The following is a 24949-nucleotide window of genomic DNA, read 5'->3' as shown; positions in this document are numbered from 1 at the left end:
GTAAAAAGGCGAGGTACGTGGTAAAGTGGTCGTTCGTATATAGCGCCACTGTAAGCCCCCGTTTGAACTGTTTTAGGTTGCACACGATCATCAAGAATACCAGCTCCCTTGCGTGTGCAAGCCAGGCAACTAATCACATGATTTACAAACGTGCTATAGTACGGGCCTGCTGGGGCAGGGGCCGGTCAGAACCCGCTGTTACTGAGGACGCCCGCGGCGGACGAGAGTTCACCACTGAATTTCACGGTGACGTAGAGGCCAGTAAACAGCGTGGCGTTGTACGCGCCGTGGATGAGTGACGGAACGACGATGTTGTCCGTGTACTCGTAGGTTGCACCGAGGATGAGCGACGGAATGAGGAGGGCACACACCCCGACAAGTTTGCCCGTGACCGACCCGCCGCTGAGGGCGGGGTAATGAATGCCGGCGAAGATGACGCTCGCGATGGCGACGCCCGAAATCGGGCCAAAGTAGTCCCGAATGCGGCCCTGGACGACCCCACGGAACAGCAGTTCCTCGCCAGGGCCGATGAGGAGGAACGAGGCGGGAATCAACAGGAGGAGGACATCGGGGTTCTCCATGCCGATCTCCGCGGCCTGATTGGTTGCCGTTTCGATTCCGAACATCGAGACGAGCGTCGTGATGATGACGGCTACTACCACGAGTCCGACCATCGCGCTGGCGTAGCCCAGCACGACGATGGCGGCCTCGCGGAAACTCGGCACAGAAACACCGATATCGAACTCGCCGCTGTCCGCAGAGTAAGAGAACACCTCGCGGAGCTTCGTTCTGATCACCGGTCTGAGCTTGATGTACGTGTACGCGATGACCGGGCAGCCGATTCCCTGGACCGTTATCAGCCCGAGAACCAGCGTCTGTACTTGCGTTATTTGTACTCCTGCACCGAGTGACAGCGAAAATGCGATGGTGAGAAGCAGGATCGATCCGAATCCCAGGCCAATCACCCCCAGCGAGAGCGCAGAGAAGAGCGTAAACCCGTACTGGAAGGCCTGCAGGATCGGACTGTCGCGGGTCGCCGTTGCCATACACTGCCTTGGTCGTGGCGATGTGTAAACAATTCGTTTGGTGTTGGTGTCGTGACTGCCGGCAAAGACGCCTCAGTCGATCCGCTCCCCGGCCGTCACCGCGGTGTCGAGCCAGTTCGACTCCGGCGGGAGCGGACAGGAGAAGGTATCGCTATAGGCACAGAACGGCGAGTACGCGAGGTTGAAATCCAGCGTAATCTCGTCGCCGTCGCTCAGGTCGCGGTCGGGTTCCAGTTCCATGTATCGGCCGCCGTCGTAGCTCTGCTGTCCGGTGGTCTTGTCCCGGAACGGAACAAAGAGCGTCCGGGACTCGTCGGCGGCCTGCCGGAACGCGTGGAGTTCGCGGGACTCGCCGTCGAGGTCGAACGACAGCGTCGCGACGTGGAGATAGCGCACCGTTCGGTCGTCGCTCGTCTCCAGATCGACCGAGTCCGGCGTCTCGTGGACCGTAACCGTCGCCTCGACCCGATAGTCGTGGTCCGGGTCGAAGTAGCTGAGGCCGTCGAAATCGTCGCGGTCCTCCGGCGGAATCGGGGATTGGCGGTGCTCCGCGAAGAACCGGTCTTTCTCGTCCCGGTTGGCTTGCAACTGTGTCTCCCAGTCTTCGGTGACTTCGTCCATACAGAACCGTGGTAGCCACGCAGTTTCAGTCCGGCGACTCGGCGACAGACGAGCGATATCGCAGCGTGAGGGAGTGGGTACCTTATTATACACCTGGTCCAACTGGATAAATACACAGGGGTGTGTATGGAAGCGACGTTCTACGGTATTCTGGGGGTGGACCCAGATGCCACCGAGGAGACGATAGTCCGCGCCTACCGGGAACAGACGAAAGCGCATCACCCGGACGTGAGTGACGACCCCGCCGCGGGAGAACGGTTCAAGCGACTCACGCAGGCGAAGAACGTGCTCACGGACGAGGCCGAGCGGGAGCGATACGACCGGCTCGGTCACGACGCATACGTCAACAGGCACGTCGACAGCGGCGCGGACGGCGGAACAGCCACGGGCGGTGTCAGTGATATCGCACAGCAGTACGTCGACCAGCGGGCCGACACAGGGACGACGGGCGGGGCAACGGCGAAAGCGACACAGCGGCCCACCCAGACTCGTGGCGGAAGCACGGGCTACGGGACTGCCGCAGAGTACTACAAGCCCGGCCAGCGAGTCCGGCCGACACAGTCGTCGGGAGTCGAGACGCTGCTCGGTTCACTCCGCCGTGTCGGACCGTGGCTGTTCGTCCATCTGGCACTACTGGTCTGTACTATCATTGCCGCTGTACTGCTCGCAGTCGGTGGCCTCACCGGGGACCTCTCGCCGGTTGTCGCCGGCGTCATGGCCGTCTCGATGGTGACGATATCGCTGGTCGTCTCAACGACCCACATGCTCACACACATTTCAGGCTGACCGAGGAGGTGTGGTTCGAGCGATGGTAGTTTCGGATCGCCGTTTCGGATCGTCGCGAGGCGAGCGACTTGCAGAACAGCCACACTCACGCTAGCGGTCGGAACCAGACAGCAGTGACGAGGACGGCCAACAGGAGATACGACCCGCGAATTAGCAGCATCGTTGCGGTTTCGGGATCGCCTCGCTGGGCGATAGCCGCAACCGTCCCGAAGACGAGCGCAGCCGCCGCGGCGCTCGGCGGAACCCCGGGCAATGCCACGGACAGCCCGACAATTCCGAGGAGGCCCGCGCCGAACAGGCCGAACGCGAGCCGCCGAGCGCGTTGGTGGCCCAGGACGACGGCGACGGTCCGTTTCTGTATCGACCGGTCGTAGTCGTAGTCCTGCTCGTCGTCGATGATCTTGATGCCGGTCAGCAGCAGGAGGAACACGGCCGCGAGACCGAGTGCTCGCGGTGTCAGCGTCGTTACCTGAGCGTAGTAGCCGCCTAGCAACGCCAGCGCGATGCCCGACGGATAGCCCATCGTCGCGCCGACGGGGTTCATATCCAACTGCGGCGCGTGGGTGTAGCCGATGACCCAGGTCGGAAGCGTCAGCAGCGCCGCGCCGGCACCGACCAGCAGCCAGATGGCCGCCGCACAGAGCGCGAAGCCGACGCCGGAACCGACCAGCGCCATGCGACAGCCCGAAGCAGTGAGCGGATGGTCGTCGTCCTCGCCGCGGACGTGGAAATCGACGTAGCCGTCCTTGACGTGAGCCGTATAGACGGCGAAGAACATCGCACCCGCGTGGAGCGCTGCTACCGGTGGCCAGAATCCGCCGGAGAGCAACCCCCCGAACAGCGAGGTCGCAAGCGGTGGCAGCATGAACACCGGGTGAACCTGCGAGGCCAGGGCACTCACGGTCGCGAACGGACCGCTCTCGTGTCGGGCGACTGCCATACGAACTCAAGGCACGGCTGTGGGAAAAATCCCCATCCGCGTTGTTTCGGTACTACCGCCAGTTCGACCGGTCCAGCACGAACCCCGAGATGTGCGAGGCCAGTTCTCTGGCGGCCTGTTCCGTGTCCGCGTGGAGTTCGCCGGACACCGGGCCGGCCTCGCCGCCGACGCCCTCAGTCTCCGATATCGGGTCCGTGGTCGTCGGATACGGTCGACGGGACCGGACACGGTCACGAAGCGCCTGCACGGTGGTGTCCGAGAGTTCGTAGGACAGGTGCTGGAGGTCGTACCGGACGATGAACCCCCGCGTCGCGTCCCTGACGGCGAGGACTGGCTGTCCCCGGTCCCGGCACCGCTCCCAGATCTCGCGCTGGTGTTCCCGCGTGGCGTACACCGGCACGTTCGACGGTGCGAGGTGTTCCATTGCCCGTTCATACGGGCTGGAGGTGTATTATCTTTCGCAGTGCCCGACTAGCCGGTCTACCCGCGGTAGCCCGGTGCCACGCTGGTGAGTCACTGCGTTTCGCGCCCGCAGGCAGAAATGCCACCAGGAAATGTTTAGGGGAAGGGCTGTGTCCACAGGAGTGCTATGGCAGATATCGAAGTCGAGAGCACATGCGAGGAAGGATACACAGTAGAGAGCATCATCAACGGCGAATGGGAGCTCATCGTCGACGCGCTGAGCGAGAACGGACCGTCGCCGAACGAGGTGCTTGCCGCCGACTACGCCTCTTGTTACATCCCGGCGCTGCGCGTCGCCGCAGACAAGTACGGCCACGAGGACATCGGCAGCGTCGACGTCGAAGTCGCGGCGGGTCTCGACGAGGACGACGACCTGGAGTACATCGACTTCCACGTCGAAGTCGAGGAATCGCTTGCCGACGAAGAGCAGGACATCGTCGAACTCGCCGAGGACATCTGTCACGTCCACTCGGCGCTGCAGGACGATCTGCACGCCGAAATCACCATCGAGTCCGGCGTCTGAGCAGGCAGGAACAGGGGGATAACGTTTATTTTTCGCTGATAGTAGGCTTGTCGTCGTCACTCCGGGAACAGCAGTATGACCGAGGACGTGTTGTGATAGCCAGTGTAATCCTCATCGGCCGAACAGACTTCGCCATAGGTCTCGAAGCCGGCGAAGGGCGCGTCGATAGCGCTGTGAATCGTGTCGACGGCGTCGTCGAAGTCGTCGCCGAGTATCATCGCACGGCAGGCGCAGTCGTACACGAACCCGCCCGCGACGCTTCCCCCGCCGAGTTCGTTTGCGGCGTTGGTCGCGGCGTTCCGGACGGCATACACCTGATCGGATTTATTGCTGTGAGTTACCCGCACTTCCGTCCCCTCGGAGACGGTGACAGCGAAATCCAGCGGCCCCTCGGTGTCGGTTGTATGGCCCGGCCACCGGATGTTGTACCCTTTCGTCGAGATGAGCTTGCTCTCGATGAAGGTCTTGATCCGAGAGGCGAGTCCGTCCGCATCCGCGTCCGGTTCAGACTCGATACCGAGTTCATAGCGGCCGAGCAGCATGACGAGGTCCTCGGACCCTGCTTCCAACTCGTCGACATCGATATCGTACGTCTCCATCGCATCCTCTCGGATCGCGTCCCGCCAGGCCTCGAACGCAGGTCTGCCGTCGAGTTCGTACACGGTGCTGCCCTCTGCTTGGGTCACCGTCATCGCTTCGGAGATCGGTTCGTGGCCGTGGTTGACTGTCACCGGGAGCGGGTCCTCTGAGGCAATGAGCGCGAGGACGACGGCGTCCGTCTCCACGCGGTCGTTCCGGAAGACGTGGGTCTGCTGTAACTGGAGGTCGTCGCCCGCAGACCCCCCGACGACAGGCGTCTCCTCGTCGTCGAGGTACTGCTCGGTGAGTCGGGTGACTTTGTTTCCGATTCCGGCCATGCCGTCGTGAAGGTTGATGAGCGTCCGATGCGGGTACCCATCGACAGCAGGGTCCTCGCTCGCGGGGAGGTCGTGAACGGCTTCGAACAGACAGCGCTCGGGATCAGCGCTGAGTTCGGTCGAGAGGCTGGAGAAGAACTGTATCGAGTCCGACGAAACGACGCCGACTGTGACAGTTCCATTCCCCGAACCGGCTTCAGTGAACTCTCCAGAGGACGAACAGCCCACGATTTCGGTATCTGAACCGACAACACTCCGAGCGCCCCACAGCACCGCCTCGTAATCGTATGTCGGGGAGCAGAAAATCTGACAGAAGTCCGGTTCGCTGGCCGAGATGGCGTCCATGGCTTCCCGTATGGCGTCCATAGCTGCGGCATCGCCAGAGTCCCCCGTCGCCTGCCCTGTCCCAAACTCAGTAGTCATTGAGATGCAAGTATATCGTGAGCTAACTTAACATATTGGAACCGTTTTGAAGACAATAAGACGTGGCAGTGGGTCGGTGGGGGACGTAACAGCCGGCCCAGAAACGGTGCTTTTTACCGTAGAACACCGCACGGAGCGGGAAACGCTCATACCGCCGGCCCGCAAACACCAGTCCATGAGCGATTCAAACTGGACCGATCGCATCGCCGGCGAACGGATGGCGGTCGACCAGCGGTTCAACGAACAGGTCAAAGCGTCGTCGTTCTCCAGCCAGCAGTGGGGGCTCGTGATGACTGCAGTCGAGTTCGAGATCGAGAACCCGGGCGACCCTGACGCCGCTCGGATCGTCGCCGATACCTCGAAGCTCTCTAGCGTCATGCCCGAGATGGAGCGGGTCGCCAACCAGGGTCCGATGGGCGGACCGGGCGGTGACCAGTCCGGGAGTTCGGGGGGCGGCCTCCTCTCGGGCGTCAAAGACGCGCTCGGACTGGGTGGGTCCGGCGGCGGCGGCAACAAACAACAGGAGGAAGAAGCAGCACGCCTCGCACAGGCGTACGCTGAGCAGTTGCAGGAGAAACTGGAGTCGAACGGGCGCTGGAAGTCCGTCTGCGAGCAGGCCCAGGGTTAGTACTCGTCGCCGCCGTGGAACAGCGTTAGCTCCTCGGCCTCGTAGATGTTGATGAGTTCCGTCACGATGTCGTCGTACGATTCGTCCTCGACGCGGAGATCGTCGAGGCGGTCCACTGTCTCGGCGTCCAGTTCCACGGATGGCATACCCGAACCTTTCACTGGAACACACTTAATTCCCGCCCTCGCTCAAAAACGAACGCGAACAGTAGTAACAAATCAGAACCGAAAACTGTTAATGGTCGTTCTCGGTAGAAACACGACACATGCGACCACTGGGTGACTCACCGCTCGTACGGAACGACAAGACGCTCGTGCTGGCCCACGACCACGGGCTGGAACACGGTCCCAAGCAGTTCAGCGGCGTCGAGGAGCGCCTCGACCCGCGTGAGGTGTTCGAGATGGCGACCCACGACGCCGTGACGGCGCTGGCCGTCGGCAAGGGCCTCGCCGAGACGTACTACCCGAGCTACGAGGACGACGTGAACCTGCTGGCGAAGCTCAACGGCGGGTCGGACCTCTGGATGGGCGACCCGTACTCGCCACAGAACTGGTCGGTCGACTACGCCGCCGAACTCGGTGCCGACGCCATCGGGTACACCGTCTATCCGGGCGTCAACCGCGAGACCGACATGTTCGAGGACTTCCGCCCGGTCCAGGAGAACGCCCGCGACCACGACCTGCCGATCGCGATGTGGTCGTACCCGCGCGGACAGGCCATCAAGGAGCACCGGAGCCCCTCGACCATCGCCTACGCGGCCCGCATCGGCCTCGAACTCGGCGCGGACTTCACGAAGGTCAAGTATCCGCGTGACAAGGAGGCGATGGCCCACGCCGTCCGCTCGGCGGCTGACAACCGCGTCCTGCTCTCGGGCGGGTCGAAGACCTCGGACCGCGACTTCCTCGAACTCGTCGAGGACTGCATGGACGTCGGCGTCTCCGGCCTCGCCGTCGGCCGCAACGTCTGGCAGCGCGACGACCCCTACGACATCTTGGACAAGCTCGAAGGCGTCATCTTCGAGGACGCGACAGCCGACGACGTCCTGTAGGCCATGGACGAGGAGACGCGCCGAGCCGTCGCCGCGGCGGACGAAGCGTTGCCCGATAGCGACGCGCTTCCCGGTGCTATCGACGCCGGCCGGGTCGTCTTCGGTTTCGACGGCTACCTCGACCGCGTCCGGGAGGTCGTCGCGGACCGCATCGACCCAGAGAGCCACGAGCGCCTCGCCACGCTGGAGGGCTTTGGCGACCGCATCGACCGCTCCGTCGCCGCCGACAGCTCCCTCTCCTTCGAGTGGCTCCAGCAGGGCAGCCGGACCGGCGGCCACACCAGCCACCTCGCGCGGGCCTTCGGCGGCTGGTCGTTCGACCCCGTGATGGTCGGGATGTACGGTGACCCGGTCCACGACGCCTTCGAGGCGGAGTTCGGCGAGTACGACCTCCACTCGCTTGGCGACCCCGGCGTCACCGATGCCGTCGAGTTCGACGACGGGAAGCTCATGCTCACCGAGATCGGCGACACGATGTCGCTGGATTGGGCCGAACTCGACGCGGCCTTCGGCCACGACCGACTGGCCGGGAAGCTCGACGGCGCGAGTCTGTTAGGGACTGGCTACTGGTCCGAGACGCCGGACCTGCCGACCATCTTCGACGGCCTCCGTGACCTGTGGGGCGACATCGACGACCCGCCCGAAACTGTTCTGGTCGACCCCGGCGACGTGCGAAAGCTCGACGGCGACCGTCTCCGTGCCGGCCGGAAAGCCATCGGCCGACTGGATGAAGTGACCGACGTAGTGGTCTCCTCGAACCGGGCCGAGACTGGTGTTCTGGCGAACGCCTACGCCGGCGAGGCCGAGCGGTCGTTCACCGATGACGCCGAGGCGGTGTACGACGCCCTGGAGCCGACCTGGTTCGTCGGCCACGGCGTGGAGCGCTCGGTCGTCGTCTCACCGGACGGCACCGACAGTGTCGCCGTTCCCGCCGTTTCAAACCCGGAACTGACGACCAGCTCCGGCGACCACTTCAACGCCGGGCTGGGGCTCGCACTCATTGCCGGACTCCCGCCGGCGGCCGCCGTCGTCGTCGGCAACGCCGTCGCCGGCTACTTCGTCCGGACCGCGGACCAGCCGTCGCTGACCGACGTGCGCGCGTTCGTCGACGACTACCTCGAAAAGTTCTGAGTTGCAGTCTCCGCTTTCTACGACGCTTTTTCTGCCCGCTACAGTCGTCGAACCGTCACGCCGTCCCGGAGCGAGTCGATGTCGTTCAGGTCGGGAACGGCCGTCCCGGCTCGCTGGACCACCTGCGAGGAGACGGCCACGCCGGTCCGGAGCGCCGTCTCGTCGTCCGCGCCGGCTTCCCAGGCGCTCAGCACGCCCGAGAGGAGCGCGTCGCCAGCCCCGACGGTGTCGACGACGTCGATGTCGAGGGCTTCGGCGTACAGCCGGCCTTCGTCGCCGACGAGGACCGCGCCGTCTGCGCCGAGGGAGGCCAGCACGCGGTCGAAACCCCGCTCCCGGAACGTGTCCGCCGCGTCCGCACACCCCTCGACGGTTGAGACATCGGCCCCAGTCGCATCGCCGAGTTCCGTTCGGTTCGGTTTGCAGAGCCCGTACTGGGCATCGAGCTCCCGGAGGACGTCGCCGCCGGTGTCGACGATTGTCTCCCAGTCGCCGCCGCCCGCGATGCGGTCGATGGCATCGGGGGACAGCCCCGGCGGCAGGCTTCCACCGACGAGCACGCGGTCGGGGGACTGCGCTCGCACCCGTTCGAGCAGCGAGTCGACGACCGACTCGCCGACAGTCGGTCCGGCCTGGTTCAGTTTGTACTCCTCCGCGGCCGCGATGGCGGTGGTGTTGAGACGCGTCGTTCCGTCCACGTCGACGAAGGCCGTCTCGACGCCGTCGCCCTGCAGGGTCTCTCTGATGAACGACCCGGTGAACCCGCCCAGCAGTCCCGTCGCGACACAGGGGCGGTCCATGGCCGTGAGCAACTGCGCGGCGTTGATGCCCTTCCCGCCCGCGTCGAACTGCGCCTCGTCGGCCCGCATCACACGGTCGGGAGCCATCTGCTCGTCGAACTGAATCGTCTGGTCGACGGCGGGGTTGTAGGTGACGGTGACGATCATGTGCTGACCTCCTCGACGGTCACGTCGGCGTCCGCGAGTGCCGTGGCGAGCGCCCCTGACGGGCTGGCGTCAGTGACCAGCAGGTCGACCTGGTCCAGATCGGCGAAGCTGACGAAGCTCCGGTCGCCGAACTTCGACGCGTCGGCGACCAGCACGACCCGGCGGGCGCGCTCGACCATGACTTCCTTGACGGCCGCCTCGTCTTCATTTGGCGTCGACAGCCCGGCGGCGCTGTCGAGGGCGTTCGTCCCCAGAAACAACAGGTCGAAGTTCATTCGCTCGATGGCTCGCTCGGCCATCGGGCCGACGAGCGCCCGGGTCCGCGGTCGGAGACTCCCACCGGTGAGCTTCGCATCGACGTCTCGCTCCGCCACATCAGTGGCGAGTTCCGGCATATTCGTCGCCGCGACGTAGTCGGTGTCCGGAATCGCGCGAGCGACTTCCATCGTCGTCGAGCCCGCATCGAAACAGACCACATGGCCCTCACGGACCTCCTGTGCCGCTCGCTCGCCGATGGCCTGTTTCTCCGCGTAGTGGTCAACCTCACGCTGGCCGTACGGCCGCTCGGTCCCGGCGGAGGACGCCGGTACTGCGCCGCCGTGGGACCGCTTGATGCGGCCTTGCGACTCCAGGTCCCGGAGGTCACGGCGGATCGTCGCCTTCGAAAACTCGAGTTCCGCGGCCAGTTCCGACACTGAACAGCCGTCTCGCTCTGTCACCAACTGGACGATAGTGCGCTTTCGCTCGGCCGGGAGCATTCTCTCTGCTGTGATTGTTTCGCTTCGGTTTTACCTCTTTCTATCGGACTGTGCTTGTTTCTGCCCAGATAGAGTGCGAGAAAACTGCCTACAGCTCGTCGATAACCGCGGCGGTCACGTCCTCAGTGGATGCGTCGCCGCCCAGATCCGGCGTTCGGGGACCCGAGTCGAGCACGGACTCGACGGCCGACCGGACAGCATCGCCCTGCTCGTCGTATCCGAGGTGGTCGAGCAACATCGCGGCGGAGAGAATCATCGCCGAGGGGTTGGCAACGCCCTCGCCGGCGATGTCCGGCGCGGAGCCGTGAACTGGCTCGAACAGCGCGTTCTCCTCGCCGATGTTGGCCGACGGCAGCAGACCGAGGCCGCCGACGAGGCCGGCGGCGAGGTCCGACAGCATGTCACCGGCGAGGTTCGGACAGATGACGACGCCGTAGTCCTGCGGGTTCATCACGAGGTGCATCGCGAGCGCGTCCATGAGCGCGGTGTCGTATGACGCGTCCCGGTCCTCGCCGACCGCCGAGGCCGTATCGAGGAACAGGCCGTCCGTGGTGCGCATGACGTTGGCTTTGTGGGCAATCGTCACGTCGTCGTACCCGTTCCCCTTCGCGTAGCTGAACCCGTACTCGGCGATCTTCTCCGAGGCCTCCTGGGTGATGACCCGCGTACAAGTGGTGACGCCCTCGGCGATTTCACTCTCGATGCCCTTGTAGACGCCCTCGGTATTCTCCCGGATGAACACGATGTCGGTGTCGGGCTGGACGGCGTCGAGCCCCGGATACGAGCGGGCCGGGCGGACGTTGGCAAAGGAGCCGACGACCTGCCGGAGGGGCAAGATGACGTCGGCCGCCGTCTCGCCGGCCGCGCCGAACAGCGTCGCGTCGGCGTCGGCCGCCAGATCGCGCGTTTCTTCGGGCAGCGCCTCGCCGGTTTCTGCCTTCACTGCGTCGCCGGCCGCACCTTCGACGAAGTCGAAGTCGACGGCATCGACGGCCTCCAGAACCTCGACCGCGGCGGGTGTGACCTCCTGTCCGATCCCGTCGCCGGGAATAACGGCTATCTCGTGTGTCATAGCAGGAGGCACGTAGTCGGCCGGTGAAAGTGGTTCGGTTCGCTGTCTCACACGCAGCGCTCGGGCGGTGGCAGCGTCAGTCGAGCGGGAGTTTCCGGAGCGGATCCGAAGCGGTTGACTCCGGGGTCCGCCATACTCGTGGAACGCGTCAGCGGTGGACCGTCTCGACACGGCGAGCCAGAGGGTGACTCTGGGTCGAGACAGGGATGGCAGCGCGGTGGCACGGCTCCCCAGCGAGCGCATCGAACTGGTGGAGGGCCGAAGCGACGGGAACAGCGCGTCGCCAGGGACCGTGCGCACCCGAGTATTGTGGTGGTTAATATGTATTTACTACCACAATACTATGGAAACTACTGACACCATAGATACTACAGATACAAAAAATACAATCAATACTATCGGTCCAGCAGGGACCACTGCTGTCGAAGCAACGATACCAAGCGCCGGTCACGGCAGAGGGTGGCTTAGCTCAGAGTTTGTGTCGGAAGGCGTGGAGGACGTTCTGCCCGGTTTCGGTCAGTTCGACCTGTTTCGTCCGGCCGACATCGCTGACCGCGATGTACCCGTCTTCGACCAGCGGGTCGACGATGTTGGCGTTCAACAGCGCGAACTTCGCCTTCTCGTTTGCCGGGTCCGCGTCGTCGATGAACGAAAGCCCGGCGTCCTCGGCGAACCCGATGAGGTCTGACTTCTTGGCGGTGTAGGTGTCCGTGTTCGTCCGCTTGAGATAGTCCAGTACTGCGACCTGATCGCGGGAGATGGCTTCGATGGGGTACGACGGGAGGACCTCCGCGCGCTCCATCCCGCGAGTGAGTGGCTCCGCTGAAATCGGCGGGACGTGTTCCTCGGGATGGACGTAGTAGGCCGTCGCCGCCGTCGCCATACACGCGATGGCGCTTCCGATGGCCGCTACTTTCGGCCCGCTGGAGACGTTGACGCGCACGATATCTTCCGGATGGTCGGCGGTCAGCGTCGTCACGACCGCCAGCACGTCGTAGAGGTCATGTAGATCCGCGCAGTGCAGGTCGACACTGACGCCGTTGGCGTCCAGTTCTTCGACGAGCGCCTGCTGGTACGGCGTCAGCCGTGACGGCTCCGTCGTCGCTGTGAGGAGGTACACGTCGTCAGCGTTGTGCTGGTGAATCGGTTCGGCGATCCGGTCGCGTTCGTGCCCCAGCGGCGCGATGTGTATCTCCCGAATCTGGTCCATGCGAGAATGACGCGCCCCGCACAGCTATTGGTCTTGCCATCTCCGGGACAGACCTCTCCTGTGGCACGACCGTCGGATTACCGACCTGGCCGTGAACGGAAAATGATCGCGCTGCGCTCACGGCGCTGCCGTTCGCGCATACCGAGGTCGCGGGGCGACCTCGCGTTAATCGTCCGCTTCGATATCCGACCGCGTCTGATCCAGGTACGGCAACTGCGAGGCCGTCTCCTCGATAGCGTTCTGGTTGGCCTTCATCAGCGCCGTCGTGTCCCAGTTGCCCTCGACGAGGGCCTCACGCTGGGCGCGGTCGACGCTGACGTTGACCTCGTTGTCACCGTAGGTGACCGTCTCCGCCCGCACGTCGACTTCGATTTCGCCGTCGGGGTTGTCGTCAACCCACTGCTGGAGTGCGTTGATCGTCTCGTGGTCGGCGGTGACCGTCGGGATGCCGAGCGCGAGACAGTTCCCGGCGAAGATCTCGGCGAAGGACTCGCCGATGATGGCGTCGATGCCCCAGCGCATGAGCGCCTGCGGCGCGTGTTCGCGGGAGGAGCCACAGCCGAAGTTGTTGTTGACGACCATCACGTTCGAGTCCTGGAACCGCTCCTCGTTGAACGGGTGGTTCTTCTCGTTGTCCTCGTCGTCGAACCGCAGGTCGAAGAAGGCGAACTCGCCCAGACCGTCGAAGGTGACGACCTTCATGAACCGCGCGGGGATGATCTGGTCCGTGTCGATGTCGTTCCCGCGGATCGGGATGCCAGTGCCTTCGACGTAGTCGACCGACGGGATATCCTCGGTGGGGTCGGTCACGCCAGATTCACCTCCTTCAGGTCGCGCACGTCAGAGACCTCGCCAGTGATAGCCGCGGCGGCCACCATCCGTGGGTTCATCAGGACGGTCCGGCCGTCCTTGCTGCCCTGCCGACCGACGAAGTTCCGGTTGGAGGAGGAGGCACAGGCCTCGTCGCCTTCCAGCTGGTCCTCGTTCATGCCCAGACACATCGAACAGCCGGCGTTGCGCCACTCGAAGCCGGCTTCCTCGAAGATGTCTTTCAGGCCTTCTTTTCTGGCTGCCTCCTGAACCCGCTGGCTGCCGGGGACGACGAACGCTCGCACGTCGTCGGCGACTTCGCGGCCCTTGACGATACGGGCCGCGCGGCGCAGGTCAGGCAGTCGAGCGTTGGTACAGGAACCCAGGAAGGCCACGTCGATATCGTACCCTTCCATCGTCTCGCCGGGCTCAACGCGCATGTGGTCCTGAGCGCGGCGAGCGGTGTCGACCTTGTCGTCGGCCAGGTCCTCGGGCTCTGGAATCGGGTCGTCGATGCCGATGCCCTGGCCGGGCGTGGTGCCCCATGTCACGACCGGGTCCAGTTCGCTGGCGTCGATTTCGACGACGTCGTCGTATTCGGCGTCGTCGTCCGAGCGGATGGACTCCCAGTACGGCTTGAGTTCCTCGAACTTCTCGGGGTGCTCCTGGAAGTAGTCCGTCTCTTCGAGCCACTCGTAGGTGGTCTCGTCGGGGTTGACGTAGCCCGCGCGAGCGCCGCCCTCGATGGACATATTACAGATGGACATCCGGCCTTCCATGTCGAGGTTCTCGATGGTCTCGCCGGCATACTCGTACACGTAGCCGACGCCGCCCTCGGTTCCGAGCCGGCGGATGATTTCGAGGATGATGTCCTTGGCCTCGACGCCCTCGTCGAGTTCGCCGTTGACCTCGATTTTGCGGACCTTCTGTTTCTCCATCGCGATGGTCTGGGTCGCCAGCACGTCCCGAATCTGGCTGGTCCCGATACCGAACGCGAGCGCACCGAACGCACCGTGGGTGGAGGTGTGGCTGTCGCCACAGACGATGGTCTTGCCGGGCTGGGTGATGCCCTGCTCCGGGCCGATGACGTGGACGATCCCCTGATCGCCCGTCGTCGGGTCGGAGAACTGGATGCCGGCGTCGCGGACGTTCTCTTCGAGTTCGGCCATCATCGTCTCGGCCGCGTCGTCGCTGTAGGGCCGGTCCTGGTTCGCGGTCGGCACGATGTGGTCGACCGTCGCGTGGGTCAGGTCCGGGCGCGCGACTTCGAGGCCGCGCTCTTTGAGCATCCCGAAGGCCTGCGGGCTGGTGACCTCGTGGATGAGGTGCAGGCCGACGAACAGCTGGTCCTGGCCGTTCGGCAGGGTCGTGACTTTGTGCTGGTCCCATACCTTGTCGTACAGCGTTCCCTGGCTCATACTGTCTCGTCCCGCCCTTCAGTTCCGCGTTCGTACGCGCGAGTGACACCCTCGTCGGGTGCTTCGTGGTCGATGTCTTCCATCGTCTCGTCAGTCTCCTCCTCCTCCGCGTCGCGTTCGCCGCCGTCGGCGGCCACGACCGGGCCGCGGCGGAACACCGCGCCGAAGGTCCCGTTCGTCTCGGGGTGGGTGTGCTCGATGCTGCCCATCGTTGTGCGCGATTCGCTCTGTTCGCCGTCCGTTGGATCCGTGTGTTCGTTAGTCATCTGCTGGGGCTTCTGTCTTCTCGGCGTCGGCGTCCTCACCCCACGCGAACAGGTCGCGCAGGTTCTCGCCGACGGCTTCGATCTGGTGGTTCTGTTCTGCGTCGCGGTACTGCTTGTAGGCGGGCCGGTTAGCCTGGTTCTCGTTGATCCACTCGCGAGCGAACTCGCCGTTCTGGACCTCTTCGAGAATCTGCTCCATGCCCTCGCGGTCGATGACCTCTTCACCGCGGGTGAGACCGCCGTACTCGGCGGTATCGGAGACGGAGTTCCACATGCCCATGTGGCCGCCCTCGTACATCAGGTCGACAATGAGCTTCAGCTCGTTCAGACACTCGAAGTAGGCCATCTCCGGCGCGTAGCCGGCGTCGACCAGCGTCTCGAAGCCGGCCTTGACCATCTCGGTGACGCCGCCACAGAGGACGGCCTGCTCGCCGAAGAGGTCCGTCTCGACCTCTTCCTGGAAGGAGGTCTCGATGACGCCGGCGCGGGTGCAGCCGATGCCCTTCGCGTAGGCCAGCGACTCTTCCTTGGCGTTGCCGGTCGCGTCCTGATACACCGCGATGAGACCGGGCGTCCCCTCGCCGCGCTCGTAGGTCCGGCGCACGAGGTGGCCCGGCGATTTGGGCGCGACCATCGTCACGTCGACGTCTTCCGGCGGTTCGATCTGGCCGTAGTGGATGTTGAAGCCGTGCGCGAACTGGAGCGTGTCGCCGGCGTCCAGTTCGTCCTCGATGGCCTCGTAGACGGCCGGCTGAATCGTGTCAGGCACGAGCATCACGACGCGGTCCGCCTCGCCGGCGGCCACGTCGGGCGTCTCGACGCGGAGGCCAGCGTCCTCGGCGTCGGCCCACGACGACGAGTCCTCGCGGAGGCCGACAATCACGTCGACGCCGGACTCGTGGAGGTTCAGCGCGTGGGCGTGTCCCTGTGAGCCGTAGCCCAGCACGGCTACGGTTTCGTCGTCGATAGTCGATACGTCAGCGTCCTCGTCGTAGTAGACTGTTGTGGTAAGTTCGTCAGACATCTTTCTCTAGTGTTTTCGGGCCGCGTTCCAGTGCGGCGGCCCCGGTTCGCACGATCTCCTGCACATCGAACTGCTTGAACGCCTCGATGGCGGCGTCGATTTTCTGCTTGCTGCCCGTGATTTCGACGGTGACCGAATCGGTCGACGCGTCGACGGCCTGGCCGTCGTACATGTCGGCAACGGCGTTGACGTCGTCTGGCTTCTCGCCGCTGACTTTCACCAGTGCGAGCTCTCGCCGGACGGCCTCGCCTTCGAGTTCCCTGACCGAGATGACGGGCACGAGCTTCCGCAGTTGCTTTTTCGCCTGGTCGATTCCCGGTTCCGGTTCCTCGATGAGAATCGTCATCCGGGCTGTGTCGTCGTCGACCGTTGGCCCGACGGTGAGGCTTTCGATGTTGAACTGGCGTCGGCTGAACAGCGCCGACACCTCCGAAAGCACGCCCGGTCGGTGCTTGACCAGCGCTGACAGCACCGCCTGTCGCGGCTCGTGAGTCACTTCGGCCTCGGGGTCGACGCGGATGCCCTGCATGTTGCGTCGGCCCTTCGGGCGCATCCGTTCGTCCGGCGCGGGGCCTGGCATTCCTCCAGTCATTGTTAGATCATGTCCAGCTGGTCTTCGTTGAGCGCGAACTGGCCGTTGTCACCGCCGCTTGGGACCATCGGGAAGACGTTCTCCCCGGGGTCGATGTGGGCGTCGATGACGCTCGGGCCGTCGTAGTCGCGTGCTTCCTGTATCGTTTCCTCGACGTTCTCGTAGGATTCGAGCGTGAACCCGCGCGCGCCGAAGGCCTCGGCGAGCTTGTCGAACTGCGGAATCCACGGGTACTCGGAGGCCATCCGGCGACCCTCGTAGAAGCCGTCCTGCCACTGGCGGACCATCCCGACCGCCTCGTTGTTCAGGACGACGTAGGTGATGTCCAGTTGCTCCCGAACGGCGACCGAGAGACCCTGGACGGTCATCAGGAACGAGCCGTCGCCGTCGAAGCAGACGACTTCCTGGTCCGGCGCGGCGAGTTTCGCACCGATAGCGGCGGGCACGCCGTAGCCCATCGTCCCGAGGCCGTGGGAGGAGACCCACGTCCGGGGCTCGGTGTACTCCCAGAACTGGGAGGCCCACATCTGGTGCTGGCCGACGCCGGTACAGACGATGGTGTCGTCCGGCGTCATCTCCGAGAACTGCTCGACGACGTACTGCGGTTTCAGCGGCTCGTCGTCGGGCGTATCGTAGTCCATCGGGTACTCGTCTTTCCAGGTCTGGCACTGGTCGCGCCACTCGTCAGCGTCCGGCGCGCGCGGCATCGCGTCGAACAGTTGCCGGAGCACTTCCCGGGCGTCGCCGATGAGCGGGTAGTCGGCGTAGACGTTCTTGCTGATTTCCGCGGGGTCGATGTCGACGTGGATGACCTCCGCGTCGGGCGCGAAGGAGTCGACGCCGCCGGTCAGGCGGTCGTCGAAGCGCGTCCCGATAGCCAGCATGCAGTCGGTGTTGCTAATCGCCATGTTGGCGTAGCCGGTGCCGTGCATCCCGGCCCACTCCAGTGAGAGTTCGTGGTCTTCGGGGAAGGAGCCGATACCGGGCATCGTCGTGATGACCGGGATATCGTACTCCATGGCGAACTCCCGGAGCGCGTTCGAGGCGTTCGCCTTGATGACGCCGCCGCCAGAGAGTATGACGGGGCGGTCGGCCTCGGCCAGCGCCTCGGCGGCCTCCTGGACGTTCCCGTCGTCGGCCTCCTCTGGCACCTCGTAGGTCTCCGGCGTCTCCGGCCTGCCGGGTTCGACCTCGGTCTCGCCCTGGGTCACGTCCTTCGGCAGGTCGACCAGCGTCGGCCCCTGCCGGCCGGCATCGGCGAGCGCGAACGCTTCGCTGACGTCGTCGCCGACGGTGTCGGAGTCGGCGGCGAAGTAGCTCTCCTTCGTGATGGGCTGGGTGATGCCGACGGTGTCGGTCTCCTGGAAGGCGTCGTTGCCGACGAACTCCGTCGGGACCTGGCCGGTCAGCGCGATGACCGGGTCCGAGTCCATGTTGGCGTCGGCGATGCCGGTCACGAGGTTCGTCGCGCCGGGGCCGGACGTGGCAAAACAGACACCGGGGTCGCCGGTGACGATCCCGTACGCGTCCGCCGCGTGCGAGGCTCCCTGCTCGTGGGCCATCGTGACGTGGTTGATGTCGGAGTCGTACAGCGCGTCGTAGACGGGCATGATTGCGCCGCCCTGAACGCCGAAGACGTAGTCGGTCCCGGCGTTTTCAAGCGCACGGATGACCGATTGTGCGCCCGTTGTGACCGGTTCCTGTTCGGTCTCCGACTCTGTTTCTTCCGCTTCCTTGGGGACGGATGCGCGTTCGCTCATCGTGTCAGCCCTCCGTCTGTTCGTGTTCGGGGTCGATACCGCGGTGATGTGTATGCTGCGTGCATGACTGGTGACTCTGTGGTGTTCAGGCGAATCGATTCGGCCGGGGGTGAAAATGTGAAATGAGGGGCTATAGTGCCCCTACAATACGCACGCCGAGAATAGCGGTCGCGGTGCTGGCGGGTGGTCGAACCTGACGCCCAGCAGCCGCGGTCATCACATCCAAATGCAGTTCGTCCCGAATAATAAACGTTCTGTGATAGCCGTTGGCGGACAGCCGCTCGGAACCGGGTACTCACCGGTAGCTGCTCACTCGTAGTGACGGCCGGAAGCGAGGTCATCGACCTACGCCCGGACCTCCTCGCTTTCCTCGGTCACGCCGATCTCCTCGGCGAACCGTTCGAGCACCGACATGGTGACCTGTTCCTCCGCGCCGTACTCCTTGACGCGGCGGGTCACTTCTCGGACCTCCGCCTCGGTCGGGTCGTAACCCGCGTCGACGAGCCGCTCCCGAACCGAGTGGGCCCCAGTGTGCTTGCCGAGCACGAGTTCGCGCGTGGCCCCGACCATCTCGGGGGTCATGACGCCCGGCTCGAACGTGTCGGAGTTCTCGATGACGCCGGCGGCGTGGATACCGCTCTCGTGGGAGAAGGCGTTGCGCCCGACGACGGGCTTGTTCGCCGGCACCCCGATGTCGGACTTCTCCTCGACGATCCGCGACAGCTCCGTGATGCGGGTGGTGTCGATTCCGGTGTCGACGTCGTACAGCGACTCCAGCGCCATCACGACCTCTTCGTAGGCCGCGTTGCCGGCGCGTTCGCCGATGCCGTTGACCGACACCTGCGCCTGACTGGCTCCGGCCTCGAAGCCGGAGATGGCGTTGGCCGACGCCAGTCCGAAGTCGTCGTGCGTGTGCACGTCGATGTAGGCGTCGGTGCAGTCGTCGACGATCTCGATGAGGTCGTAGAACCGCCGCGGCGTGGCGACCCCACAAGTGTCCGGAATGTTGATCCAGTCCGCCCCCGCCGCGGACGTAGCCTCGATGACTTCGACGAGGAAGTCCTCGTCAGTCCGAGTCGCGTCCATCGGCGAGAACATGCACTCGACGCCCGCGTCTTTGATCATCTCGACACAGTCGACGGCGGTGTCGAGCGCCTCCTGGCGGGTCGCGTGCATGGAATCCTGCAACTGTACGTCCGACGTCGAGACGAAGGTGTGGACCATGTCCACACCTGAATCCAAGGCCGCCTCGATGTCTTTCTCGACCACACGCGCCAGTCCGCAGGTCGTCACTCGCGTGGACTCGGCGATGTCCCGAACTGCCTCGAACTCCGCGTCGGAGTTGACGGGGAACCCGGCCTCGATGACGTGGGTGCCCATCTCGTCGAGCAGCGCGGCTATCTCGCGTTTGTCCTCGTAGTTGAACGACGTACGTGGTGACTGCTCACCATCGCGCAGCGTGGTGTCGAAAATCCGTGCGTCTGTTATCTCAGACGTGGAATCCAGTGTGCCCTGGAAGAACTCGATCCGCCGGAGATTCCGACGTGCCCTCGTTGTTGGACATAAGCACCTGTATCTGGAGGCTTCCACTATTTATACTTGTTCATAAGGCGGGGAGACGTGCACACGGCACACGGTTGCGACCGCGGCCAGAGCGACTGCCGCGCGTCAGACGGTTTGGGGAGGATTTTTGCTCTGTCCGCGCATGGATGTGGCTATGAGCGATTTCGAGGGCCTGGACCTGCAGGCCGTGGAGGACCAGATGGACGAGGACCGGGACGGGGCCGGCAGCAACCGCGTCGTGCTGGGCGTCCTCGACGGGTCGGAACCGCCCGAGCAGTGGGTCAACACCATCGAAAACGGGTCAGTCCTGGTTCTCAACGTCGAAGGCGACCTGAACGAACTCGCCGCCGGGTTCGCCCGGCCGGTCCGGGAGGCCGGCGGCGAACTGATGCACTTCCGCGGCTTTCTGGTTGTGACGCCGCCGGGCGTCAGTATCGACTCCGAGCGGCTGGATTGACTGGCAATACAGACGGTGTCCTTCGTGCAGTCCTGCTGTAGACGACATGGTTCTAGGGCGAGCGTATCGAGCACAGCGGGGTTCGGCGTCTCAGGCACCGGGCAGTAGGTGCCACGATCGTTCAAGGAGAGAGAAATCGCTGCAGCAGTCCGTGCCACACGCGGATACCCCGGTCCCACGCTTGCCAGTAGGTGTCGAAGAACCGGGGCGAACCCCTGTCAGTGTGGCTCGGTCGGGTCGTGATCTGGGCGTGGCAGTCCGGACAGCGGTAGTGCGTGCCGCAGTGGCGCTCGACCACCATCCAGTCGCCGTCGTACCTGCTCTGGTGCCCACAGTCCGGACAGAACAGCGTTGCCTTCGGCGGAACGTCCTGCTCGGTCCGGGAGTCAGTCGGGGACATCCTCGGGTGAAACGTGGCCGCCGACACGAAAAGAACCTGCCTATGAGGAGTCTATACAGCTACTAATACGGGGGTAGTCATTATATTCGCTTCCAGCGGATTCAACCCCGGTACCACTGGCCCGCTACGCCAGCATCGGTGGCCCGCTACGCCGACACCGGCGGGTGCCTACGCCGACACCAGCGTCAGATAGTGACCGTCTCGGTCCCTGATTCGGACGCCGTCCTCGACCGAGGTGACCGAAAGCGCGTCGTCAGCGACTTCCCTGGCCGTCGATTTCGGATCTTCGGCGACGACGCCGAAGTCGACGTGAACCCCGCCGCGGGCGTCGGCGATGCCGAGCCGCGGTGACCACAGTTCCAGATCGAGATCGCCGGTCGAGAGCCGAACGCGGCCTTCGTCGCGGCCGTCGTCGACCATGTCGAACCCCAGCGAGGTGTAGAACGCCACGGCCGAGGACAGGTCCTCGACTTCGAGGACGAGTTCGAACAGGCCGGTGACGCCATCGCCGTCGACCGCCCGCTCGCCGAGTTCCACGCAGTTGCCCTGCGGGTCGTAGAAGTACAGCGAGCGCGCGTCCCCGAAGGTGTGTTCGACCAGGTCGAAGCGCTCGTCCAGCCGGCCGTACCAGTCGTCGTACTCCCGCTCGGGAATGGTCAGTGCGTAGTGGGTGTGGAGCCCGCCGCGCGGAACCGTCCCCGGCGCGCGGAGCCTGAGTTCGGTGTCGCCGGCCGCGAGCACGGCCTCGTCTGGGCTCTCTGAGAGTACGTCGAGTTCCAGAAAGGCCTCGTAGAACGCCGTTGCACGGTCCGGATACTTCACCTCCAGTGTGAGCCAGGCGGGCGAGGAGAGCATATCGGCACTTCGGTCGCCACCGACAAAGCCGCTGTGGACGACGTTTCGGAGGCGAAACAACCCCAGCACGCGAGTTTCCCGTTCTCGACCATTTATTCACGTCAGGCCCGTACAGAGGCGTATGCCAACCAACACGCAGGACGAAACGGCGGCGTGGCTGGAGACGAACCGCTGGGAGCGCGGCGTGAGCTACATTCCGTATCCCGACGAAATGATGGTCCGGGCGAGTCACGTCCTCAAGACGGATGCCGGCGTGTTCGTCGTCGACCCGATAGACGTCGACGGTATCGACGACCTGTTCGCCGAGTTCGGCGACGTGGCCGGCGTCGTCATCCTGTTAGACCGGCACAAACGCGACAGCGCCGCCGTTGCGAACCGACACGACGTGTCAGTGTACATCCCCGAGTGGATGTCAGGTGTCGAGGAAGACATCGATGCGCCGGTCGAACGCATGCACCGACAGCTGCCAGGCACGGACTACGGCGTCCACAAGATTATCAAGAACACGTTCTGGCAAGAGGCCGCGCTGTATGGCGACGAGGACGATACGCTGGTCGTCCCCGAGGCAGTCGGGGCGGCGGACTACTTCCTCGCCGGTGACGAGCGACTCGGTGTCCACCCAATGTTGCGCCTGTTCCCGCCGAAGAAGCTCTCCCGGCTGGACCCCGAGCGGGTCCTGGTCGGACACGGGGAGGGCGTGATGGAAGGTGCCGCCGAGGACATCGCGTACGCGCTCCGCGGGTCGCGCGGCCGGACGCCGGGCCTGTACGCGAAGAACCTCAAGTCGCTCGTGCTCGGCTAAACCGACGGAAGCGACGCCGTTTTACCCGGCCCGTGCGAAGGAGTGGCGTGGTCTACGTCACACGCGGACTCGTCGAGACGCTGTTACGGCTCGCCAGCGAAGCCGAACCTGACGACGTGACGATTTCGCTGGCCGTCACGCCGGCCGGGGAGCTCCCGGATGCTGATTTGCCGGACGAGACGCCGGTTTTCACTGATTTCTATCTCCCCTCAGCCGGGGCCTCGGTGAAGGCGGTGTTCGGCGTCGACCTTGGAACGCCGGCCGGCCAGACACAGGGCCGGTTCGTTTCCCACCCCGACGGGTACATGGGCGTCAGCAAGACCGACGACCTGCACGAGGTCATCTTCGTCGGCATCCCGCCGTGGGATATCGACGCCTTCGGGGCCTTCGACAGAGCCGGGCAGGAACAGGAGGTCACGGTTCTCGACGTCGAGCCTCCGGAAAAGTATCCGCAGTAGCGTTCCGTCTCCGGAGCGGTTACTCCAAGTAGCCCAGGTCCCGCAACTGGTCGGTGATATCCTGGAACTGCGCTTCGGTCAGTTCGCCTTCCCGCTGGTGCTGGACGACGATACTCCTGAGCAGGAACCGAACGAGGTCGGAGGTGCTGGAGAAACTCGTCCCTTCGATCGTCTCTTCGACGCGCTCCGCGAGGTCCTTCGGAATCGATACTGTGGTGTAATCGGACATATCGGCACGGAGGCATGCCGGCGGGATATGCGTTGTGTCCCAGCTTACCGCGGGTCCGTGGCCTCAGTGTCGAACTGGCCCATCGTGGCGTGATTGGTCGGCGAGAACATCTTCGGCGCACGGCGGGACTTGCTCTCCGCGTCGTCGAAGGGCAGCGTGGTTGTCGGGTACGAGTCGTCGTTTCGGGGGGTCGTGATTCGTGTTGTCATCCTGGGGGTCGTGTCGGCCGTCGTCGGTAGTTCGTGGGCGGTGCAGTGTCGGGTCGGCGCGAAAGGCGTACGTCGGATACAAGCATTGGGTACCCCCACCTTTCGACCCATTCATAATAAATGTTCATGATGGAGTTGCGGAAGATACTGTTGTATGGTACCAAGTGTTCTGATAAAAGGTAGCATATATCGAAACGGTGGCCAGCATGAAACTGCTCCCCAGACTGTCGGGACTGTTCGATTGGGGCGACAGCGGCTCGGGCGACGGCGACCCGACTGAAATGCGCTACGAATGCACGCTGTGCGGGACCCGGACCGAAGACGCCAAGGCGGCCTGTCCGTCCTGTGGCGGCCAGATGGAACGGCTGTAACCGACCGGCTCAGACGACTAACTGGATCTCGTAGTCGGTCAGGTTTTCGTAGCCGTCGGCAGTGACGACGGCGATGTCCTCGATTCTGACGCCGCCCACGTCGGGGTCGTAGAGGCCCGGCTCGATAGTGACGATGTGCCCCGGTTCGAGGTCCCCACCGTTCGGTGACAGCTGTGGGAGCTCGTGGACGTCCAGCCCGACGCCGTGGCCCGTGCTGTGGATGAACCCCGTCTCCGTTCGTTCGTCGTCGCGCAGCGTCGGTTCGCCGGCGTCCTCGTACACGTCACAGACAGCGTCGTGTACGTCTTTGCCGGTCGCACCGGGTTCCAGCGCGTCGAACGCCGCTTCCATCGCCCGCTCAGTGAGGTCGTACCACTCGCGCACCGCGTCGCTCGGCTCGCCTTTGACGAACGTCCGCGTCATGTCGGCGTGGTACTTCGTCGTCTTGTCCTGCGGGAAGATGTCGATGATGACGGGCTCGTGAGCGACGACCGGCCCGCTCCCGCGGTCATGGGGGTCCGCGGCGTCCGCGCCGCAGGCGACGATAGTCTCGTCCAGTGAACAGCCGTGTCGGAGCAGCGTCACCTCGATTTCCTCCTTCACGCGCTCGCTCGTCAACGTCTCGCCGTCAACTTCGAGCGTGTCGTCGGCAGCGATTTCCGCCGCTTCGAGCAGCGATTCGGCCGCCTGCATCGCTGCCTCGTTGGCCCGCTGGGCCGTCCGGATGTGATCTACTTCGGTCTGGGTCTTCGTCGCGCGGATTTCCGTGACGATGCCGTCGGTGTCGGCCGCTACATTGACACCACGTTCCCGCAAGCTGTCCGCCGTCCGGAGCGGGAACCGCGGCGGCACGGCTACGCTGTCCACGTCGTAGGCCGCGAGGAAATCCGCGAGGACGTGTGAGACTGCCTCGTCGGGGCCGTACTCCTCGACCTTCCCCTGGTGGTCGAAGTCGACGTACCGCTCGACGATCTCGGCCCGCGACTCGCGCTTCGCCCGGCCGAACTCCAGGCTCCGCGGGAAGAGCAGATGCGTGTCGCCGTCGTACAGTGTGATGAACGGGTCCGGCGCGTCGAAACCGGAGAGGTAGTACTGGTCTGACGCCTCGGAATCCGCGTCGATGAGGTAGCCGTCGACGCCGGCGTCGTCGAGATACGCGTCCAGTGCGGAGAGGTCTGGTTCCATACGTGCCAGTCTGGCCCCCATCCCCATATACGTCTCCC

Annotated in this window: 31 protein-coding genes; 9 read left to right on the top strand and 22 right to left on the bottom strand. The window is 64.5% G+C overall.

Annotated elements, in window-relative coordinates; genetic code table 11:
- Positions 1-185: 185 nt before the first annotated feature.
- On the bottom strand, positions 186-1046 hold the full coding sequence (locus VI340_RS04685; RefSeq protein WP_151146654.1) for a CPBP family intramembrane glutamic endopeptidase: 861 nt from the start codon (positions 1044-1046) through the stop codon (positions 186-188).
- Between the two features lie 72 nt (positions 1047-1118).
- Positions 1119-1667: a DUF1684 domain-containing protein gene (locus VI340_RS04680; RefSeq protein WP_336329681.1), complete on the bottom strand. Its 549-nt coding sequence runs from the start codon at positions 1665-1667 to the stop codon at positions 1119-1121.
- Positions 1668-1793: 126 nt separating this feature from the next.
- Here VI340_RS04680 and VI340_RS04675 point away from each other — a divergent pair, with 126 nt between their 5' ends.
- Positions 1794-2453 carry a DnaJ domain-containing protein gene (locus VI340_RS04675; protein ID WP_008309946.1) on the top strand — a complete coding sequence of 220 codons (660 nt, stop codon included), beginning with the start codon at positions 1794-1796 and terminating at the stop codon, positions 2451-2453.
- A gap of 85 nt (positions 2454-2538) precedes the next feature.
- On the opposite strand, the gene VI340_RS04670 is transcribed toward VI340_RS04675, so the two are convergent.
- Positions 2539-3393, bottom strand: coding sequence for a UbiA family prenyltransferase (locus VI340_RS04670; RefSeq protein WP_336357901.1), 855 nt, complete (start codon positions 3391-3393; stop codon positions 2539-2541).
- A 52-nt stretch (positions 3394-3445) separates the two neighbouring features.
- Positions 3446-3817: a hypothetical protein gene (locus VI340_RS04665; RefSeq protein ID WP_008309949.1), complete on the bottom strand. Its 372-nt coding sequence runs from the start codon at positions 3815-3817 to the stop codon at positions 3446-3448.
- Between the two features lie 165 nt (positions 3818-3982).
- Here VI340_RS04665 and VI340_RS04660 point away from each other — a divergent pair, with 165 nt between their 5' ends.
- On the top strand, positions 3983-4378 hold the full coding sequence (locus VI340_RS04660) for an OsmC family protein (protein WP_008309950.1): 396 nt from the start codon (positions 3983-3985) through the stop codon (positions 4376-4378).
- Between the two features lie 56 nt (positions 4379-4434).
- On the opposite strand, the gene VI340_RS04655 is transcribed toward VI340_RS04660, so the two are convergent.
- Entirely contained in the window at positions 4435-5718 is a 1284-nt protein-coding gene (locus VI340_RS04655) for an FIST signal transduction protein (RefSeq protein ID WP_336357900.1), read from the bottom strand.
- Between the two features lie 175 nt (positions 5719-5893).
- Here VI340_RS04655 and VI340_RS04650 point away from each other — a divergent pair, with 175 nt between their 5' ends.
- Positions 5894-6346: a DUF5799 family protein gene (locus tag VI340_RS04650; protein ID WP_336329684.1), complete on the top strand. Its 453-nt coding sequence runs from the start codon at positions 5894-5896 to the stop codon at positions 6344-6346.
- On the opposite strand, the gene VI340_RS04645 is transcribed toward VI340_RS04650, so the two are convergent.
- On the bottom strand, positions 6343-6492 hold the full coding sequence (locus VI340_RS04645; protein ID WP_008309953.1) for a DUF7557 family protein: 150 nt from the start codon (positions 6490-6492) through the stop codon (positions 6343-6345). The two genes, VI340_RS04650 and VI340_RS04645, sit on opposite strands and share 4 nt — an antisense overlap.
- 119 nt (positions 6493-6611) lie before the next feature.
- On the opposite strand from VI340_RS04645, the gene VI340_RS04640 reads away from it, so the two are divergent.
- Together VI340_RS04640 and VI340_RS04635 are read left to right on the top strand one after the other, a co-directional pair.
- A complete protein-coding gene (locus VI340_RS04640) occupies positions 6612-7394 on the top strand; it encodes a class I fructose-bisphosphate aldolase (RefSeq protein WP_008309955.1) in 783 nt (260 codons plus the stop codon).
- Positions 7395-7397: 3 nt separating this feature from the next.
- The gene (locus VI340_RS04635) at positions 7398-8525 is read left to right on the top strand and encodes a hypothetical protein (RefSeq protein WP_336357899.1); all 1128 of its coding nucleotides are present in this window, start codon (positions 7398-7400) and stop codon (positions 8523-8525) included.
- 38 nt (positions 8526-8563) lie between these two features.
- Here the strand turns inward: VI340_RS04635 and pfkB are convergent, their stop codons facing one another.
- From pfkB to VI340_RS04580, 11 genes are all read right to left on the bottom strand, one after another.
- Positions 8564-9472 carry a 1-phosphofructokinase gene (gene pfkB / locus VI340_RS04630; RefSeq protein ID WP_336357898.1) on the bottom strand — a complete coding sequence of 303 codons (909 nt, stop codon included), beginning with the start codon at positions 9470-9472 and terminating at the stop codon, positions 8564-8566.
- On the bottom strand, positions 9469-10230 hold the full coding sequence (gene glpR / locus VI340_RS04625; protein WP_008309961.1) for an HTH-type transcriptional regulator GlpR: 762 nt from the start codon (positions 10228-10230) through the stop codon (positions 9469-9471). The genes pfkB and glpR overlap by 4 nt, the downstream gene beginning before the upstream one ends.
- A gap of 88 nt (positions 10231-10318) precedes the next feature.
- A complete protein-coding gene (locus VI340_RS04620; RefSeq protein ID WP_336357897.1) occupies positions 10319-11302 on the bottom strand; it encodes an isocitrate/isopropylmalate dehydrogenase family protein in 984 nt (327 codons plus the stop codon).
- A gap of 469 nt (positions 11303-11771) precedes the next feature.
- The gene (locus VI340_RS04615) at positions 11772-12512 is read right to left on the bottom strand and encodes an HFX_2341 family transcriptional regulator domain-containing protein (RefSeq protein ID WP_008309964.1); all 741 of its coding nucleotides are present in this window, start codon (positions 12510-12512) and stop codon (positions 11772-11774) included.
- A 165-nt stretch (positions 12513-12677) separates the two neighbouring features.
- Positions 12678-13322 (bottom strand): 3-isopropylmalate dehydratase small subunit, encoded by a 645-nt coding sequence (leuD, locus tag VI340_RS04610; protein ID WP_008309966.1) that lies wholly within the window; start codon positions 13320-13322, stop codon positions 12678-12680.
- Positions 13319-14740, bottom strand: a complete 1422-nt coding sequence (leuC, locus tag VI340_RS04605; RefSeq protein ID WP_008309968.1) for a 3-isopropylmalate dehydratase large subunit — start codon at positions 14738-14740, stop codon at positions 13319-13321. Before leuC ends, leuD begins: the two co-directional genes overlap by 4 nt.
- Positions 14737-15006, bottom strand: coding sequence for a hypothetical protein (locus VI340_RS04600; RefSeq protein WP_336329687.1), 270 nt, complete (start codon positions 15004-15006; stop codon positions 14737-14739). The genes leuC and VI340_RS04600 overlap by 4 nt, the downstream gene beginning before the upstream one ends.
- Entirely contained in the window at positions 14999-16030 is a 1032-nt protein-coding gene (gene ilvC, locus VI340_RS04595) for a ketol-acid reductoisomerase (protein ID WP_336357896.1), read from the bottom strand. Before ilvC ends, VI340_RS04600 begins: the two co-directional genes overlap by 8 nt.
- Positions 16023-16610: an acetolactate synthase small subunit gene (gene ilvN, locus VI340_RS04590; protein WP_008309974.1), complete on the bottom strand. Its 588-nt coding sequence runs from the start codon at positions 16608-16610 to the stop codon at positions 16023-16025. Before ilvN ends, ilvC begins: the two co-directional genes overlap by 8 nt.
- A gap of 14 nt (positions 16611-16624) precedes the next feature.
- Positions 16625-18382: a biosynthetic-type acetolactate synthase large subunit gene (gene ilvB / locus VI340_RS04585; protein WP_336329689.1), complete on the bottom strand. Its 1758-nt coding sequence runs from the start codon at positions 18380-18382 to the stop codon at positions 16625-16627.
- Positions 18383-18727: 345 nt separating this feature from the next.
- Complete coding sequence (locus VI340_RS04580) at positions 18728-19972, bottom strand: LeuA family protein (RefSeq protein ID WP_008309980.1); 1245 nt, start codon at positions 19970-19972, stop codon at positions 18728-18730.
- 127 nt (positions 19973-20099) lie between these two features.
- Here VI340_RS04580 and VI340_RS04575 point away from each other — a divergent pair, with 127 nt between their 5' ends.
- Complete coding sequence (locus VI340_RS04575) at positions 20100-20402, top strand: DUF5779 family protein (protein ID WP_008309982.1); 303 nt, start codon at positions 20100-20102, stop codon at positions 20400-20402.
- Positions 20403-20523: 121 nt separating this feature from the next.
- On the opposite strand, the gene VI340_RS04570 is transcribed toward VI340_RS04575, so the two are convergent.
- A complete protein-coding gene (locus VI340_RS04570) occupies positions 20524-20802 on the bottom strand; it encodes a hypothetical protein (protein WP_008309984.1) in 279 nt (92 codons plus the stop codon).
- A 168-nt stretch (positions 20803-20970) separates the two neighbouring features.
- Positions 20971-21657, bottom strand: coding sequence for a VOC family protein (locus VI340_RS04565; RefSeq protein WP_044952185.1), 687 nt, complete (start codon positions 21655-21657; stop codon positions 20971-20973).
- 121 nt (positions 21658-21778) lie between these two features.
- Between VI340_RS04565 and VI340_RS04560 the strand changes: the two genes are divergently transcribed.
- Together VI340_RS04560 and VI340_RS04555 are read left to right on the top strand one after the other, a co-directional pair.
- Positions 21779-22459 carry a hypothetical protein gene (locus VI340_RS04560; protein WP_014039966.1) on the top strand — a complete coding sequence of 227 codons (681 nt, stop codon included), beginning with the start codon at positions 21779-21781 and terminating at the stop codon, positions 22457-22459.
- 47 nt (positions 22460-22506) lie between these two features.
- Complete coding sequence (locus tag VI340_RS04555) at positions 22507-22917, top strand: hypothetical protein (RefSeq protein ID WP_008309987.1); 411 nt, start codon at positions 22507-22509, stop codon at positions 22915-22917.
- Between the two features lie 19 nt (positions 22918-22936).
- Here VI340_RS04555 and VI340_RS04550 read toward each other — a convergent pair whose 3' ends face one another.
- Together VI340_RS04550 and VI340_RS04545 are read right to left on the bottom strand one after the other, a co-directional pair.
- Positions 22937-23146: a ribbon-helix-helix domain-containing protein gene (locus VI340_RS04550; protein ID WP_008309988.1), complete on the bottom strand. Its 210-nt coding sequence runs from the start codon at positions 23144-23146 to the stop codon at positions 22937-22939.
- A 44-nt stretch (positions 23147-23190) separates the two neighbouring features.
- Entirely contained in the window at positions 23191-23355 is a 165-nt protein-coding gene (locus VI340_RS04545) for a hypothetical protein (RefSeq protein WP_008309989.1), read from the bottom strand.
- A 206-nt stretch (positions 23356-23561) separates the two neighbouring features.
- Here VI340_RS04545 and VI340_RS04540 point away from each other — a divergent pair, with 206 nt between their 5' ends.
- On the top strand, positions 23562-23726 hold the full coding sequence (locus VI340_RS04540; RefSeq protein ID WP_336357895.1) for a rubrerythrin-like domain-containing protein: 165 nt from the start codon (positions 23562-23564) through the stop codon (positions 23724-23726).
- 9 nt (positions 23727-23735) lie between these two features.
- Here the strand turns inward: VI340_RS04540 and VI340_RS04535 are convergent, their stop codons facing one another.
- The gene (locus VI340_RS04535; RefSeq protein ID WP_336357894.1) at positions 23736-24911 is read right to left on the bottom strand and encodes a M24 family metallopeptidase; all 1176 of its coding nucleotides are present in this window, start codon (positions 24909-24911) and stop codon (positions 23736-23738) included.
- Positions 24912-24949 lie beyond the last annotated feature (38 nt).

Origin of the sequence: Haloarcula sp. CGMCC 1.6347 (assembly GCF_037078395.1) — an archaeon.
Taxonomy (GTDB): domain Archaea; phylum Halobacteriota; class Halobacteria; order Halobacteriales; family Haloarculaceae; genus Haloarcula; species Haloarcula amylolytica.
Note: the sequence above shows the minus strand (reverse complement) of the source record. Positions and strands in the feature narration are given on the sequence as shown.